The following is a 16,366-nucleotide window of genomic DNA, read 5'->3' on the forward strand; positions in this document are numbered from 1 at the left end:
TCACGCAGGTGGTGTAGCAGAGCGCTCCGACGCCGGTCGACCGCGGCCGAAGAAGAATCCGGCGGTGATCAACAGCAGCGAGGCCGCGTAGGCCCACCAGATCGGTACCGCGAGGACTTCGGACCGCAGCACGAACTTGCCGATCCCGATCATGCCGTCGGACATCGCGAAGCACACCGCTCCCAGTGCGGTCCACGGGGTCGGGAGCTGCGCCAAGAGGGCCGCGCACACCATCGCGGCAAGGACGACCATGTAGAGGATCACCGGAATCGCCATTCCCTCGGCGATCAGCTGCGGCCAGAACCAGACCAGCAGCGTCACGCAGGCGACGCACACCACGACCGCGGCCGCCACCCTCGATGGCGTTCTGGTGGCCGATGGCAGCAACGCGGCCAGGAAGCACAGGTGCGCGACGAGGAAGGCGCCGAGCCCGAGCACGAACGACGGGGGCCACCACGGCATCGCGAGCAGATAGTCACCCGCCGCCGAGAACACCAGGGCGGGTATCAACCAGCGACGTTCACGGCGCACGGGGTGGCTGAGCGCCGCGGCGGCGAGCAGCGCCGCGGCCAAGGCCTTGACGGCGGGTTGCAGGCCGAACTGGCCGGTGAGCTCGGCGCCGGCGGGCAATCGGAGTGCCGTGAGGACGAGAAGGATCCCGTACGCAGCGCCGACGACCAACGCTGCGCCCCACAGCGTTCGCGTGCTGCGCGATGCGTACGGTGAGGCGATGCCCGTCACCGACCACTCAGGCGACGACGTCGCCGACAAGCCCGGTCTGGATGCCATCCTGCAGAAGGTACTGGAAGCGGTGCCCTTCCAGTTGACAACCGACGGAGGTCCCGAGGCGGCCCGGCAAAGGTTCCGCGACCTGTCCCGCCGCCCAGTTCACCAGGAACTGCGCGCGTCGAGGACCGGACGATCGACGGACCGGGCGGCCCGGTGCCGATCCGGCTGTGCTGGCCACCCGAAGCCGACGACGGGGCCGTACCGGTGGTGATGTTCTTTCACGGCGGCGGTTGGGTGGTCGGCGACCGCGACAGTTACGACGGAGACGCCCGTGGGCACGCGGTCGGATCGGGCGCACTGGTGGTATCCGTCGACTACCGCTTGGCACCCGAGCACCCGTACCCGGCGGCGGTGTACGACGGATGGGCTGCGACGCAGTGGGTGGCCGAGCACGCGGACCACCTCGGGGCCGACGCGGCGCGGCTTGCGGTGGCGGGCGACTCCGCGGGCGGTAACCTCGCGGCGGTCGTCGCACAACTGTCGCGTGACGCAGGCGGGCCGCCGATCGCCTTCCAGCTGCTCTGGTATCCGGCGACCACCTGGGATACGTCACTGCCGTCGTTCACCGAGAACGCCGACGCGCCGATCCTGTCGCTCGACGCAGTCGGTGAGTTCTCCCGCTGGCATGCCCGCGGTCAGGATCTGAAGAATCCGCCCGCGACGACGGTGCCCGCTACGGCGAGCTGCTGACAGCCGCCGGAGTACCCGTCGAAGTGCACGACGCCGAGACGCTGGTGCACGGTTACCTCGGGTACGCCGGCGTCGTGCCCGCCGCCACCGATGCCGTCGAGCGGGGGTTGTCAGCGCTTCGTCGCGCGCTAGCCTGAGGCACATGACGGACACCTCGATGACGCGGCCCGGTATCGATCCCATCCTCAAGGCGCTCCTCGACGAAATACCGCTGGAGTTCACCATCGACGACGGCGTCGAGGTGGCGCGCGAGAGGTTCCGTGCGATGAAGCCGCCCGCGGAGATGTTGCCGGACATGCGAATCGAAGAGCGGACGGTCGGGTATGGAGACCTCGACGACATCCCCGTCCGCATCTACTGGCCGCCGATCGACAGTCACCACGATCTCCCGGTCGTGGTCTTCTATCACGGTGGCGGCTGGGCGATCGGCGACCTCGACACCCACGATCACGTCGCCCGGGCGCCGCGGGTGTGGACGATGCCTGGGCGGCGTTGCAATGGGTTGGTGAGCACGCCGCGGAACTCGGCGGTGACCCCTCTCGGATCGCCGTCGCCGGAGATTCCGCCGGTGGCAACCTGTCTGCGGTGATGGCGCTGCGGGCGCGGGATGCCGGCGGTCCGGCGCTGGCCTTCCAGTTGCTGTGATACCCGATCGCGGTCGGCGATCTGTCGGCGCCGTCGTTCACCGAGAATGCGGACGCACCGATCCTCAACGCGGACGTGACCACGGCGTTCCTGACCTGGTATCTGCCCGGGCTCGACATGTCCGATCCGAAGGCGCACCCCACCGACGTCGCCCCGGCGAACGCCGCGACACTGACCGGCCTGGCACCGGCCTTCATCGGCACTGCAGAGCACGACCCACTACGCGACGACGGGGGAAAGTATGCCGAAATGCTTTCTGCCGCAGGTGTTCCCGTCCATTTGAGCAACGAACCGACGATGGTGCACGGTTACGTCAGCCTGGCGATGGCGTCGCCTGCAGCCACCGAGGCCACCGATCGCGGACTGGCTGCGCTGAAGGCTGCGCTGCACGCCGGGCGATGAACGAACCGTCGGCCGACCGGCACGTGCTCGACGTCCGATCGCCCCGGCAGTGGGAACAGTGGCTGGCGACCAACCACGACTCGGTGGGCGAAGTGTGGGTGCGGCTCTTCAACAAGGCTGCGGGCGACGTGCCCCTGACATACGGCGAGGCCGTCGAGATCGCACTGTGCTTCGGCTGGACCGACAGCCTGGCCCGGGGGCACGACGAGATCTCCCGCATCCAGAGGTTCAGCCCGCGCAAGCCCAAGAGCGCCTGGTCGAAGTCCAATGTCGAACGGGTGAAGCGTCTCATCGACGACGGCCGGATGCGCGAGCACGGGATGCGTCACGTCGACGCCGCGAAGACCGACGGGCGCTGGCCGTTCGAGCGACTCTGGTGCGACCAGAGTAACTTGGTCGCCGTCGACGCAGACGGAGGCAACAGCGCATGACCGGACCCGATTTCCACACCATCATCGTTGGCGCCGGGTTCTCCGGCATCGGCACGGCGATCCAGCTCGACAAGGCTGGTCTCGGGGACTACCAGATCATCGAGGCCGGCGAGGAGCCCGGCGGAACCTGGTACTGGAACACCTATCCCGGCATCGCTGTGGACATTCCGTCGTTCTCGTACCAGTTCTCGTTCGAGCAGAGCGCGGACTGGTCTCGCACCTACGCTCCCGGCCGCGAACTCAAGGCGTACGCCGACCACTGCGTCGACAAGTACGGGCTGCGTCGCAAGATCCGGTTCAACACCAAGGTGACCGCAGCCGTGTTCGACGACGAATCCGATTGCTGGCGAATCGATCTGGACACCGGCGAGGCGCTGACGGCGCGTTTCCTCGTCAACGCGAGCGGTGTGCTCACGGTGCCGAACCTGCCCGACATCGACGGCGTCGACAGCTTCGCGGGCATGACGATGCACACGGCGCGATGGGACCACTCGCAGGACCTGTCCGGCAAACGCGTCGCCATCATCGGAACGGGCGCGTCCGCGGTGCAGGTGATTCCCGAGATCGCCCCGAACGTCGAGAAACTCACCGTGTTTCAGCGGACGCCGATCTGGTGCATGCCGAAGCTGGACGTCCCCCTTCCTGCGGCGGCACGCTGGGCGATGCGGATCCCCGGCGGCAAGGTGATCCAGAGAGCCCTCAGCCAGGCCTACGTCGAGCTCACGTTCACGATCTCGGCGCAGTACTACACGTTGCTCCCGCTGGCCAAACGCGCCGAGAAGACGGGCAGGGCCTACCTCCAGCGCGAGGTGCACGATCCGGAGGTCCGCGACAAGCTGACGCCGCGTTACGCGGTCGGGTGCAAACGCCCCGGATTTCACAACACGTACCTGTCGACGTACAACCGCGACAACGTGGAGTTGGTGACCGAGCCGATCGACAAGGTCACCGGCTCGGGCGTGGCCACCACCGATGGGGCGACGCGTGACGTCGACGTGCTGATCCTGGCCACCGGCTTCAAGGTGATGGACGTCGACAGCATCCCGACCTTCCCCGTCACCGGGGCGGGCGGACGCTCGTTGGCCGAGTTCTGGTCACGACAACGCCTGCAGGCCTACGAGGGTGTCAGCGTCCCGGGCTTTCCGAACTTCTTCACCGTGATGGGCCCCTACGGCTACGTCGGTTCGTCGTACTTCGCCCTGATCGAGACGCAGACGCACCACATCGTCAGGTGCCTGAAGCAGGCGTCCAGCGAGGCCGCAACCCGGGTCGAGGTGTCCCAGGAGGCCAACGACCGGTTCTTCGCCGAGATGATGCGCAAGCGACACCGCCAGATCTTCTGGCAGGACAGCTGCGCCCTGGCCAACAGTTATTACTTCGACCAGAACGGTGACGTGCCGCTCCGACCCACCACCACCGCAGAGGCGATCTGGCGCAGCCGGCGCTTTCCGCTCGCCGACTACGAGTTCAGCGCCTAAGCGATCAGAACTGCACGCCGCGAGTCAGCGCGCCGTCGACGACGAGGTTGGTGCCGGTGATGAAGCTCGCCGCCGAACTACTCAGGAAGACAACGGCATTGGCGACCTCCTGCGGCGTTGCCATCCGGCCCGTCGGATTGAGACCGAGTGCCGTGGCGAAGAGTTCTGGATCGTTCTCCTCGATCGACGGCCACACTCCGCCGGGAAAATAGGTGTTGCCCGGGCTGACGGTGTTCGCGCGCACACCCTTTCCCGCGAGGTTGTAGGCCAGGCCCTGCGTGTAGTGGATGATCGCGGCCTTCATGGTGCCGTAGGGGCCCGAGGCGAAGTCGACCTCGCGCCCGGACACGCTCGAGATCGTCACGATGGAACCCGAGTCGGCCGCCAGCAGGTGCGGCAGCGCCGCCTCCACCAGACCGACCGTGCCCATCAGGTCGACGTCGAAACTGCAGCGCCAGTTCTCCTGGGTGTCGGGTATCGCGAGGGCGCTGACGTTCGCGACCACGCCGTCGATGCCACCGAGGGCGGTCGCGCTGTCGTCCACCCACTTCTTCAGCGCTTCGGCGTCCCCGACGTCGACGGCCGTCCCGATTGCCGTGGCCCCGCTGGCCTTCAATTCGGACTCCGTCTGCGACACCGCCTCCGCCGTGCGGGCGCAGTACGCGACGGCGGCACCCTCTGCCAGGAGTCCGTCGACCACGGCCCTGCCGATCCCGCGCGTGCCTCCCGTGACCAGGAATCGCGTGCCTGCCAGTCCGAGTTCCACTTTGTCTCCGTCTGTCGTCTGCGGGTGGGTCAGTACGAGATCGAGCCGAGTGACCTTGCGGTACTTCGCATTTCGTCATGGATTCCGTCGTAGGCCGGTACCCTCGGCAGCAGTCGCTTGTCGACCTTGGTCACCGCGCTGTAGTTGGTGTCGACGACGTTCGCGATGGGCACCTGCGAGATCTGACTGAGCAGTTGGTACGCGTCGAGGCGGTCGAGACCGTACAACTGGCCCAGCCAGCCGATCATCTCGACCTGACCCGCCCGCCACGCCTCTTCGAGCGGACGCCCGGAACCGATGCACATCAGGTGCGTGTCGGTTTCGATCCTGGGCCAGGCCGGACCACCGCCCTTGGTCAGATCGACGATCGCGGTGACGTGCATCGCGCCCTCCACCGCGGTGCCGCACGATTCGCCTTCGCCCTGCCGGTAGTGGCCGTCGCCGAGTGAGAATAGGGCGCCGGCGACGTTCACGCGCAGATAACAGGTTGCGCCGGTGGCCATTTCGGGGCTGTCCATGTTTCCGCCGAAGTAGTCCGGCACCAGTGACGTCCGCACCTCGCGCCTGGCCGGCGCCACGCCGACCGTGCCGAGCATGGGGTTGGCGGGCAGGCGTAACTGGAAGTCACTGGCCAGTGCCGAGAAACCCAGCGTCCCCGTCCCGGCGTCGTAGTCATAGATGTACGTGCGCTCGGGCAGTGGGTCCTGCAGCGTCGGGTTGACCGGGATGCTGGTGAGCCCCCCGAAGAACGGGATCAGCGTCGAGGCGCCCCAGGTCCGCGCCGGCGTCAGATCGACCAGATGCACTGCCAACGTGTCCCCCGGCTCGGCACCCTCGATCCAGAACGGACCGGTCTGGGGATTGAGGTCCTCGGTGTCCAAGGCGGTGGTGGCGACGTCCGCCTTGCTGGTGATCCGACCGCCGTAGGCGTCCTCGGTCCACAGCGTCAGTGCCGTGCCCGGCTTGATCCGCATCACCGGCGCCGCACCACCGAAGGTGTAGGCAAGCTGATCCACCGTTGGCACGAAGGTCACGTGATCCATGACCACCATCCTGCTGGAATCGCGTGCCGGGCGCGGGACGAAACGCAACAGCCCCCATCCCGCGAGGGAGATGAGGGCCGTTGCGTCAGCTTGGCTGTCGAGCCTTTAGACGGAAGCCTTCAGTTCGTCCACCTTGTTCGTCTGCTCCCACGGCAGCTCGATGTCGGTGCGGCCGAAGTGGCCGTAGGCGGCGGTCGGCGCGTAGATCGGCCGCAGCAGGTCGAGATCGCGGACGATGGCGCCGGGCCGTAGGTCGAAGACCGAGGTGATGGCCTTCTCGATGCGGGCCGGATCGACGGTCTCCGAGCCGAAGGTCTCGACGAACAGCCCGACCGGGGCGGCCTTGCCGATCGCATAGGCAACCTGGACCTCGACGCGCTCGGCCAGGCCGGCTGCGACGACGTTCTTGGCCACCCACCGCATCGCGTACGCGGCGGAACGGTCCACCTTGGACGGATCCTTGCCGGAGAACGCGCCGCCGCCGTGACGGGCCCAGCCGCCGTAGGTGTCGACGATGATCTTTCGGCCGGTCAGGCCGGCGTCACCCATCGGGCCGCCGAGGACGAACTTGCCGGTGGGGTTCACCAGCAGTCGGTAGTCGGAGGTGTCCATGGACTGGTGATTGAGGTCGGCCAGCACGGTGTTGACGACCTTCTCGCGGATGTCCGGCGTCAGACCGGCCTCGAGGTCGATGCCGTCGGCGTGCTGGGTGGACAGCACGACGGTGTCCAGGCGGACCGGGGTGGTGCCGTCGTACTGGACCGTGACCTGGGTCTTGCCGTCGGGCCGCAGGTAGTCCAGCACGCCGCTCTTGCGGACCTCGGTCAGCCTGCGGGCGAGGCGGTGCGCCAACGCGATCGGCAGCGGCATCAGCTCGGGCGTGTCCTTGATGGCGTAGCCGAACATCAGACCCTGGTCGCCGGCACCCTGCGCGTCCAGCGGATCGCCTGCACCCTCGACCCGCGCCTCGTGCGCGGTGTCGACTCCCATCGCGATGTCGGGCGACTGAGCACCGATGCCGATGTTGACGCCACAGGTCTCGCCGTCGAAGCCCTTCTCCGACGAGTCGTAACCGATCTCGAGGATGCGCGCGCGCACGGTCTTCGGGATGTCGGCGAACGCTTCCTTGGCCGTCGTGGTGACCTCACCGACGACGTGCACCTGACCGGTCGTCACGAGCGTCTCGACTGCGACGCGTGACTTAGGGTCCTGCGCGAGCAGTGCATCGAGCACCGAGTCGCTGATGGCGTCACAGATCTTGTCGGGGTGTCCCTCTGTCACCGACTCACTGGTAAACAGCCGACCTTTGCTCACGGTGTCATCCCTCTCCGAAACTTAGTTGTGCGAATCATATCGATGCCTTGCTGCAGCCAAGCCTGCGCCCTGCCGCGACACAACACTTATGTGCAGCGTGTCGCTGTCGAAGCCGTCACCCGGCACGGTTCCCGAGGAACGCCACGACCGCGTCCACGATACGGCTCGACATCAATGTCTTCGAACCGTGCTCCAGTGCAACTTCGTTGCCATCGGCAGCCAACAGCCAGCCGTCGTTGTTGTCCACCTCGAACGCGCGGCCCTCACCGACGGCGTTGACGACCAGAAGATCGCACCCCTTGCGCTGCAGTTTCGCCCGAGCGTGGAAGAGCACGTCGCCGTTGGCGTCACCCGTCTCGGCGGCGAATCCGACGATGGCCCGCATGTTGGGCAGCTGACCGTCGGCGCGGGCCCGGACGGAGCCCGCCAGCACGTCGTCGGTCCGCGTGAGCTCGATCGCCGGCGCGGCCTCGGCGCCCGGCTCGTGCGACTTCTTGATCTTGCTGGACGCGACTTGGGTGGGCCGGAAGTCGGCCACGGCAGCGGCCATCACGAGCACGTTCGCGTACGGCGCGTGCTTGGACACTGCGTCCTGCAGTTGGCTCGCCGAGCCGATGTGCACGACGTCGACACCCGCAGGGTCGTCGAGTCCCGCGGTGTTGCCCGCGATCAGGGTGACGTCCGCGCCGCGCTGAGCGGCAACGCGGGCCATCGCGTAACCCTGCTTGCCCGAACTCCGGTTGCCGATGAAGCGCACCGGGTCCAATGGTTCACGCGTGCCACCGGCGGTGACGAGCACCTTCACCCCTGCGAGGTCGAAGGGCAGCGCGTCGGGACGGTCGAGTAGAAGCTGGGCGAGCGTCGAGATCTCGTCGGGCTCGGGCAGCCGGCCTGCGCCGCTGTCCGATCCGGTGAGCCTGCCCGACGCGGGTTCGAGCACGACGTTCCCCCGGCGCCGCAGCGTCTCGACGTTGTGGACGGTGGCGGGGTGCAACCACATCTCGGTATGCATGGCCGGCGCGAACAGCACCGGACATCTCGCGGTGAGCAGTGTGGCGGTCAACAGGTCGTCGGCGCGGCCGGCGACGGCACGGGCCAGCAGGTCGGCCGTCGCCGGAGCGACGACCACGAGGTCGGCCTCTTGGCCGATGCGGACGTGCGGAACCTCACTGACGTCTTCGAAGACACCGGTGCGTACCGGCTGCCCTGAAAGTGCCTCGAACGTGGCGGCGCCGACGAAGCGCAGCGCCGACTCGGTGGGAACGACGCGAACGGAGTGGCCGGCTTCCGAGAGCCGGCGGACCACGGTGCACGCCTTGTAGGCGGCGATGCCGCCCGCGACGCCTACGACGATCCGCTTCCGCTCGCTCATTTCCACTCTTCGCCCGAGAGGCTCATGGCCGGTGCGGGGGGCTTAGCCCTCGCCCTCGGTGTGCTCGAGCAGGTCGCCATGGATCTCGCGCATTGCGATCGACAGCGGCTTCTCCTGGAGTCCCGGCTCGACGAGCGGGCCGACGTACTCGAGGATGCCGTCGCCCAGCTGGTTGTAGTAGTCGTTGATCTGGCGCGCCCGCTTGGCGGCATAGATCACTAGTGCGTACTTGCTCGACGCGCGGGACAGCAACTCGTCGATCGGCGGGTTGGTGATGCCCAGCGGGGTGTCGTAGGCGTTGGCGGCGTCGGAGTCGGTGCTCTCGACAGGGGTTGTCACGAAGTTGTCTCCTGGCGTTTTCGCTTGAGGGCTAGCTAACTGCTCGATGTGTTCACGCCGGATCCGGCGTTTTGCCCGTCAGCAAGGATACCAATTCTGAGCAGGCAAATTCCAATTGCTCGTTGACTACGACGACGTCGAAGTCGTTCTGGGCAGCGAGTTCGTCGCGTGCGGTGGCGAGTCGGCGCTCCCTCACCTCGGGACTCTCGGTGCCCCGCCTGACCAATCGGGACTCCAGCGCCTCCCAATTCGGAGGGGCCAGAAACACGGTGATCGCCTCCGGCAGGGCGGCCTTCACGGACCGCGCCCCGGCGAGATCCACCTCGATGAGCACCGGGAATCCGGCGCTCGCAGCGGCTCTGACGGGTTCTGCAGGCGTTCCCGAGCGGTGCAGGCCACGGTGAATCTCGGCCCACTCGAGAAGCGCGCCGTCATCGATCAGCTGCTGAAACCGCTCAGGGGTGACGAACGCGTAATCCACACCGTCGACCTCACACGGCCTGGGCGCCCTGGTGGTCGCCGAGACGCTGAAGTGGAGGTCCGGGACCCGTTCGCGCAGGCAGCGGACCACGGTCGACTTACCGACTGCGGAGGGACCGGACAGCACGACGATTCGACTCACCGCAACCGCCGCCCGGTCCCTCGCCGGCACTAATCTGCCGTGAAGTCGAACTTTTCCAGCAGGGCCTTGCGCTGACGATCTCCGAGGCCGCGCAGGCGGCGGGTCGGTGCGATCTCGAGTTCGGTCATGATCTCCTGCGCCTTGACCTTGCCAACCTTCGGCAACGCCTCCAGCAACGCGGAAACCTTCATCTTGCCCAAGACCTCGTCGCTCTCAGCGTCCTTGAGGACCTGCTTGAGGTTGGTGCCGCCGCGCTTGAGTCGATCCTTCAGTTCAGCTCGCGCTCGACGTGCGGCAGCAGCCTTCTCCAACGCTGCCGCGCGCTGTTCGTCGGTCAACTGGGGAAGGGCCACGGGTTCCTCCGTCTCTCGCCATCTTCGTACTGGCCATCATTTACTTGTGTCTTGACTGGTTAGAGAACCAGCCAGCGACGACGACCGTACCCACGGCCGCTGACGAAAGCTAACCCCACCCCCCGACTTACCGGGTCAAAAGCGCAGCGTGTAGGGCAATCATCCGAATCCAGCCAGCCTGTCGACACGGGTCTCGTGAAGATCGCCAATGGCGGCGTTGTGCCTGCATGGCAGTGGTTTTGGGTGGTATTCAGCAGTCCCGGAGCCGGGCGGGGCGGCTGCCGGCGGACCGAGGTGTCACGCCGTGGCACCCGTTTGATGAGAATTTCGCTGGTCATGGCATGTCGGGCGTGTCGGAGACGCCGAGTCGAACCGCGGCCAGACCCCGCCCGTCACTTGGGTTGCGTGCGTCACGTACGCCACTCATACGCAGGAAATAGCTGACACACAGCTCGAGTCCATAGCGTGCGGCTGTCGGGGCCTATCCCTCTCCATCGAAACCTCGAAGGGAAGCTGCCATGCATCTCAAGACTGTTATCTGTGCTTCCGCCATCGTCGTCGGCGTCGGCCTCTCCATTTTCACCGCGGGTGTCGGATTCGCGGCGGCCCAGCCCGGCGGCCCCCCGCCGTGCGGGCCACAGTCTGGCAACTGCCAAGGTCCGGGCGGGCCGGGTGGCGGCGGACCTGGCGGGGCGCCACCCCAGCAGCAGGGTGATCGCGGCGGGCCCGGCGGGCCGCCGCCAGAGCAGCAAGGCGGCCCCGGCGGTCCAGGCGGACCGAACGGTGGCGGGGGTCAGGCGGCTTCGATGGACCCGGCGGGCCCCAATGGGGCGGACCCGGTGGACCAGACGACCACGGACCAGTGGGCCTGGCGGCGGCGGTCCCGATTACCACGGAGGCCCTGGCGGGCCTCAGTGGGGACAGCCGCCTCCCGACCTCGGATGGCGCGGTATCGACCAGGGTCGGTTCGATCACCAGCCGTTCAACTACAACGGCAACTGGGTACAGCCGATCTACAACCAGGACTACAACAACTGGGGCTTCTGGTTCTTCGGCATCTGGATTCCGCTGTGACGGTCTGACCGACTTTCTCGGCGATGGAGCGGCCGGTGGTGTTGACACCACCGGCCGCTTCGTCGCATCCGAGATGCTCGCATCAACTCGAGGCCGCCCGAATTCGTTCTTCCTGGTCGGAAGGTCTCCGCAATCCCTGATGGCAAACGGTTTTCGTACTATTGTCGAATGCACAGCGCGCACCCACCCTCGACACGGAGCGGGCTCATCGGAGGCACTCAATGTCTCGCGTGTGAGGCGAAATCGTCCGCACCGACGAGATGCGGAGTGACGTAGTGGCTTTCAAGAGGGCCCTGTACGCATCGACCCTGGCTGCCGGAGTCGGGCTCGCCGGGTTGTTCGGCGTGGGCCTCGGTACGGCAGTCGCCGATCCTGGGCAACAGTGCAACGCACCGAACAGGCCGCCTTGCGGCCAGGACCAGCACGACGACAACCGGGGACCTGGCAACGATGGCGGCGGTAATCCCGCACCTGCCAACTGGCAGAACCGGGACGTCGACCAGGGCCGTCAGGATCACCAGCCGTTCAACTGGAACGGCCAGCAGGTCACCCCGATGCCCGACGAAAACGTTGCAGGCTGGGGTTTCTGGTTCCTCGGCATGTGGATTCCGCTGTAAGCCAACAGACGACGAGGCGGCGGGTCACCGGCAGCGGTGGGCCGCCGTCTTCGGGTCTGGGTCAGCCGGTGAGGTAGGCGACGGCGTCCCGCATGCGCTCCCCCGCCGCCCGCACGGCCGAGACGTCGGGACCAGCCCGCAACACCTCGCGGGACACCGCCGGTAACAGCGTTCCCGGCGCCGCCCCGCCGAGACCGCGGAGCGCGTCCGGTCGGCCGCCCTGCGCGCCGACCCCCGGCAAGAGTACCGGTCCCCCCACGTCGCTGAGGTCTGGAACGTCGGCCAGCGTGGCGCCCACCACGACACCGACGGAACCCGCTCCCGCAGCACGGTTCTCAGCGCTGACGTCGTCGACGATCGACTGGGCGACCGTCCGCCCATCGGCCACGGCGAGCTGCACGCTCGCACCCTCGGGATTGGACGTCGCGGCCAGGACGAACACTCCGCGGTCGTGCTCGGCGGCCGTGTCGAGCAGTGGGCGCAGCGACCCGAACCCCAGGTAGGGCGACGCCGTTACGGCATCGCACGCCAGCGGCGAGTCGCCTGCCCACGCGGCCGCGTAGGCCGCCATGGTGGTGCCGATGTCACCGCGCTTGGCATCGGCGAGCACCAGAACGCCTGCGTCGCGTAGCTCGGCAATGGCGGTCTCGAGCACGGAATAGCCTGCTGCTCCGTAACTCTCGAAGAACGCCACCTGCGGCTTGACGATGGCGAAGCCAGCGTACGCCTCGACGCACACGTCGCAGAACGCGTTGAGCCCGTCGACGTCGACCGGCAATCCCCACGCCCTCAACAGTTCCGGGTGCGGATCGATACCCAGACACAGAGGGCCACGGTCAGCCATCGCGGCGGCCAACCGCTGGCCGAAGCCTGTCATGTCCAAGCGCCGAGCCTGCTGTGCAGTTCCTGCAGCGACAGCACGCCGATGTCGCCGCGGATGCCCGCCTCGATGCCCTGCACCGCCGCCGAGGCCCCCTGCACCGTCGTGACGCAGGGAATGTTCATGGCCACCGCCGCCGACCGGATCTCGTAGCCGTCGATGCGCGGGCCGGAGTTTCCGTACGGCGTGTTGATGACCATGTCGACCTCGCCGGCCCGGATCGCCTCGACCGCCGACATCGCCGGCCTGTCGGGGCTGGGCTCCTCGAAGTGCTTGCGCACCGTGTCGCAGGGTATACCGTTGCGGCGTAACATCTCCGCGGTTCCCTCCGTGGCGAGAACCCTGAATCCGAGATCGGCGAGCCGCTTGACGGGGAACACCAGCGAGCGCTTGTCGCGGTTGGCCACCGAGACGAACACCGTGCCCTCGGCGGGCAGCGAGCCGTACGCCGCGGTCTGACTCTTGGCGAATGCCGTGCCGAAGTCGCGGTCGATGCCCATCACCTCGCCCGTCGACTTCATCTCGGGCCCCAGCAGCGAATCGACCTGTGAGCCGTCCGCCTTGCGGAACCGGTTGAACGGCAGCACCGCCTCCTTGACCGCGATCGGAGCGTTCGGCGAGACGCTGGCTCCGTCGCCCGTCGCGGCGAGGACGCCTTCCTCCCGGAGCTGAGCAATGCTGGCGCCCAACATGATCCGTGCGCACGCCTTCGCCAGCGGCACCGCGGTGGCCTTCGAGACGAACGGCACCGTGCGGCTCGCGCGTGGATTGGCCTCCAACACGTAGAGCACGTCGTCCTTCAGCGCGTACTGCACGTTCAACAGTCCGACCACGCCGATGCCGTGGGCGATGGCCTCGGTTGCGTGCCGGACCGCAGCGATGTCCTGCCTGCCCAGCGTCACCGGCGGCAGGGCGCACGCCGAGTCACCCGAGTGGATGCCGGCTTCCTCGATGTGCTCCATCACACCGCCGATGTACACCTCGGCGCCGTCGCACAGGGCGTCCACGTCGATCTCGATCGCATCTTCGAGGAACCGGTCGACCAGCACCGGGTGTTCTGGCGAGAGTTCAGTGGCGCGAGTGATGTAGCCGCGCAGGGTCTCGTCGTCGTACACGATCTCCATGCCTCGACCGCCCAGCACATACGACGGCCGCACCAGCACCGGGTAGCCGATGTCGGCAGCGATGCGCCGGGCCTGCTCGAAGCTCGTCGCCATGCCGAAGCGCGGTGCAGGTAACCCGGCGTTTCGCAGCACCTCGCCGAACTCGCCACGGTCCTCGGCCAGGTCGATCGCCTTCGGATTGGTCCCGACGATCGGCACGCCGGCGTCGGCCAGACGCTGAGCCAGGCCCAGCGGGGTCTGGCCGCCGAGCTGCACGATCACCCCGACGACGCCGGGTCCTCCTGCCCCGGAGGCGGATTCGGCGTGGTACACCTCGAGCACATCCTCGAACGTCAAGGGCTCGAAGTACAACCTGTCGGCGGTGTCGTAGTCGGTCGACACCGTCTCCGGGTTGCAGTTCACCATGACGGTCTCGAAACCGACCTCACTCAGCGTGGTGGCGGCGTGCACGCAGCTGTAGTCGAACTCGATGCCCTGGCCGATCCGGTTGGGACCGGACCCGAGGATCAGTACCTTGGGCTTCTCGGTCTGCGGCGCCACCTCGGTCTCGGCCGCGGGATCGAACTCATAGCTGCTGTAGTGATAGGGCGTCTTGGCCTCGAACTCGGCGGCGCACGTGTCCACCGTCTTGTAGACGGGGTGGATTCCCAGCCGTCGTCGCAGCGTCCGGACGCCATCCTCACCCGCCAGTTCGGGCCGAAGCGCGGCGATCTGGCGATCGGACAGGCCGCTGTGCTTGGCGGTGCGCAACATTTCCTCGTTCAGCACGGGCGCGGCGCGCAGGTCGGTCCACAGGGTGACCAACCCGTTGATCTGATCGACGAACCACGGGTCGACGCCAGAGGCTTCGGCCACCTGCTCGACCGTGCCACCCTGCCGCAGCGCCTGCTCGATGTCGTACAGGCGGCCGTCCGTCGGTGTCCTGAGCCGCTGCAGCAACTCGTCGACCGAGAGGTCGGGGTCATCGCCGGTCCAGAAGCCGGCTCGACCCGTCTCGAGGGAGCGCATGACCTTGCCGAGCGCTTCGATGAAGTTGCGGCCCAACGACATCGCTTCACCGACCGACTTCATCGTGGTCGTCAGCGTGGGGTCGGCTCCGGGGAACTTCTCGAACGCGAACCGCGGCGCCTTGACGACCACGTAGTCGAGCGTGGGCTCGAAACAGGCCGGGGTCTCCTTGGTGATGTCGTTGACGATCTCGTCGAGCGTGTAGCCGATCGCCAGCTTGGCGGCGATCTTGGCGATCGGGAATCCGGTGGCCTTCGACGCCAAGGCACTCGATCGCGAGACGCGCGGATTCATCTCGATGACGACGAGTCGCCCATCGGACGGGTTGACGGCGAACTGGATGTTGCAGCCGCCCGTGTCGACGCCGACCTCCCGCAGAATCGCGATGCCGAGGTCGCGCATCTTCTGATACTCGCGGTCGGTCAGCGTCATCGCCGGCGCGACGGTGACCGAGTCACCCGTGTGCACGCCCATCGGATCGAAGTTCTCGATGGAGCACACCACCACCACGTTGTCGCGGCTGTCGCGCATGAGCTCCAGCTCGAACTCCTTCCACCCGAAGATGGATTCCTCGATCAGCACATTGGCGCTTGGGGACGCGGCCAGTCCGTCGCCCGCCATCCGCTCGAGGTCGTCGGCGCTGTGCGCCATCCCGGAACCGAGGCCGCCCATCGTGAACGACGGCCGCACCACGACCGGCAAGCCGAGTTCCGTGACCGTTTCGCGGACTTCGTCCATCGTGAAGCAGACGCGCGACTTCGCGGACTCGCCACCGACCTTGGCGACGATGTCCTTGAACTTCTGCCGGTCCTCGCCACGCTGGATGGCTTCGAAGTCTGCGCCGATGAGTTCGACACCGTGTCGGTCGAGTGCGCCGTTCTCGTAGAGTGCAACGGCGGTGTTGAGGGCGGTCTGGCCGCCGAGCGTGGCGAGCAGCGCGTCGATCTTGTTGCCGCGCTCCGCTTGCTGCACGATCACCTTCTCGACGAACGCGGCGGTGATGGGCTCGACGTAGGTGTTGTCGGCGTACTCGGGGTCGGTCATGATGGTCGCCGGGTTCGAGTTGACCAGGCTCACCTGCAGGCCCTCGGCGCGTAGCACGCGGCAGGCCTGGGTGCCCGAGTAGTCGAACTCGCAGGCCTGACCGATCACGATCGGCCCGGACCCGATCACCAACACGTGGTTGATATCTGCGCGACGTGGCATCTAACGACCCCCCAACTTCCCGCGAGCGTGCGTGTCTGCGGCCGACACGCCGCCTAGTGATCTGAGTTTGCGCACGCTCGGCGCGGCGCTGTGCATCCGACCGCTCCGCCGAGCGTGCGCTTTGTCGGCCTCGACGCGGCGTGTCGCGCCGCAGACACGCACGCTCGCGGAGGAGGGGTGCTCGGAGGAGGGGTACGCGGAGGAGGGGTGCGC

At 67.3% G+C, this 16,366-nt stretch carries 14 protein-coding genes and 2 pseudogenes; 6 read left to right on the forward strand and 10 right to left on the reverse strand.

Going from position 1 to position 16,366, the window contains the following annotated elements; all coding sequences use genetic code 11:
• A complete protein-coding gene (locus tag VET27_RS06875; protein WP_526516413.1) occupies window positions 1-789 on the reverse strand; it encodes a lysoplasmalogenase family protein in 789 nt (262 codons plus the stop codon).
• On the opposite strand from VET27_RS06875, the pseudogene VET27_RS06880 reads away from it, so the two are divergent.
• From VET27_RS06880 to VET27_RS06895, 4 genes and pseudogenes are all read left to right on the forward strand, one after another.
• Window positions 731-1,616: pseudogene (locus VET27_RS06880) on the forward strand (alpha/beta hydrolase). The gene VET27_RS06875 and the pseudogene VET27_RS06880 overlap by 59 nt on opposite strands.
• 5 nt (window positions 1,617-1,621) lie before the next feature.
• Window positions 1,622-2,526 (forward strand): annotated as a pseudogene (locus VET27_RS06885) (alpha/beta hydrolase).
• Complete coding sequence (locus tag VET27_RS06890) at window positions 2,523-2,957, forward strand: YdeI/OmpD-associated family protein (protein ID WP_526516415.1); 435 nt, start codon at window positions 2,523-2,525, stop codon at window positions 2,955-2,957. Before VET27_RS06885 ends, VET27_RS06890 begins: the two are co-directional and overlap by 4 nt.
• The gene (locus VET27_RS06895; RefSeq protein ID WP_526516417.1) at window positions 2,954-4,435 is read left to right on the forward strand and encodes a flavin-containing monooxygenase; all 1,482 of its coding nucleotides are present in this window, start codon (window positions 2,954-2,956) and stop codon (window positions 4,433-4,435) included. The genes VET27_RS06890 and VET27_RS06895 overlap by 4 nt, the downstream gene beginning before the upstream one ends.
• Before the next feature lie 4 nt (window positions 4,436-4,439).
• Here VET27_RS06895 and VET27_RS06900 read toward each other — a convergent pair whose 3' ends face one another.
• The 7 genes from VET27_RS06900 to mihF form a co-directional block, all read right to left on the reverse strand.
• Window positions 4,440-5,201, reverse strand: coding sequence for an SDR family NAD(P)-dependent oxidoreductase (locus tag VET27_RS06900; RefSeq protein WP_526516419.1), 762 nt, complete (start codon window positions 5,199-5,201; stop codon window positions 4,440-4,442).
• Between the two features lie 29 nt (window positions 5,202-5,230).
• Window positions 5,231-6,244, reverse strand: coding sequence for an acetamidase/formamidase family protein (locus tag VET27_RS06905; protein ID WP_526516421.1), 1,014 nt, complete (start codon window positions 6,242-6,244; stop codon window positions 5,231-5,233).
• A gap of 105 nt (window positions 6,245-6,349) precedes the next feature.
• Entirely contained in the window at window positions 6,350-7,558 is a 1,209-nt protein-coding gene (metK, locus tag VET27_RS06910; RefSeq protein WP_526516423.1) for a methionine adenosyltransferase, read from the reverse strand.
• Window positions 7,559-7,673: 115 nt separating this feature from the next.
• A complete protein-coding gene (coaBC, locus tag VET27_RS06915) occupies window positions 7,674-8,930 on the reverse strand; it encodes a bifunctional phosphopantothenoylcysteine decarboxylase/phosphopantothenate--cysteine ligase CoaBC (protein WP_526516425.1) in 1,257 nt (418 codons plus the stop codon).
• A 42-nt stretch (window positions 8,931-8,972) separates the two neighbouring features.
• A complete protein-coding gene (gene rpoZ / locus VET27_RS06920; RefSeq protein WP_140696413.1) occupies window positions 8,973-9,269 on the reverse strand; it encodes a DNA-directed RNA polymerase subunit omega in 297 nt (98 codons plus the stop codon).
• A 52-nt stretch (window positions 9,270-9,321) separates the two neighbouring features.
• Window positions 9,322-9,921: a guanylate kinase gene (gene gmk, locus VET27_RS06925; protein ID WP_526516427.1), complete on the reverse strand. Its 600-nt coding sequence runs from the start codon at window positions 9,919-9,921 to the stop codon at window positions 9,322-9,324.
• A complete protein-coding gene (mihF, locus tag VET27_RS06930; protein WP_057165041.1) occupies window positions 9,921-10,244 on the reverse strand; it encodes an integration host factor, actinobacterial type in 324 nt (107 codons plus the stop codon). The genes gmk and mihF overlap by 1 nt, the downstream gene beginning before the upstream one ends.
• A 672-nt stretch (window positions 10,245-10,916) precedes the next feature.
• Here mihF and VET27_RS06935 point away from each other — a divergent pair.
• Window positions 10,917-11,318, forward strand: coding sequence for a hypothetical protein (locus VET27_RS06935; protein WP_526516429.1), 402 nt, complete (start codon window positions 10,917-10,919; stop codon window positions 11,316-11,318).
• A 275-nt stretch (window positions 11,319-11,593) separates the two neighbouring features.
• Complete coding sequence (locus VET27_RS06940) at window positions 11,594-11,935, forward strand: hypothetical protein (RefSeq protein WP_526516431.1); 342 nt, start codon at window positions 11,594-11,596, stop codon at window positions 11,933-11,935.
• 61 nt (window positions 11,936-11,996) lie between these two features.
• Here the strand turns inward: VET27_RS06940 and pyrF are convergent, their stop codons facing one another.
• Both pyrF and carB read right to left on the reverse strand, forming a co-directional pair.
• Entirely contained in the window at window positions 11,997-12,812 is an 816-nt protein-coding gene (gene pyrF / locus VET27_RS06945) for an orotidine-5'-phosphate decarboxylase (RefSeq protein WP_526516541.1), read from the reverse strand.
• Window positions 12,809-16,153, reverse strand: coding sequence for a carbamoyl-phosphate synthase large subunit (carB, locus tag VET27_RS06950; protein ID WP_526516433.1), 3,345 nt, complete (start codon window positions 16,151-16,153; stop codon window positions 12,809-12,811). The genes pyrF and carB overlap by 4 nt, the downstream gene beginning before the upstream one ends.
• Window positions 16,154-16,366 lie beyond the last annotated feature (213 nt).

The organism is Mycobacterium sp. (genome assembly GCF_035633495.1).
Taxonomy (GTDB): domain Bacteria; phylum Actinomycetota; class Actinomycetes; order Mycobacteriales; family Mycobacteriaceae; genus Mycobacterium.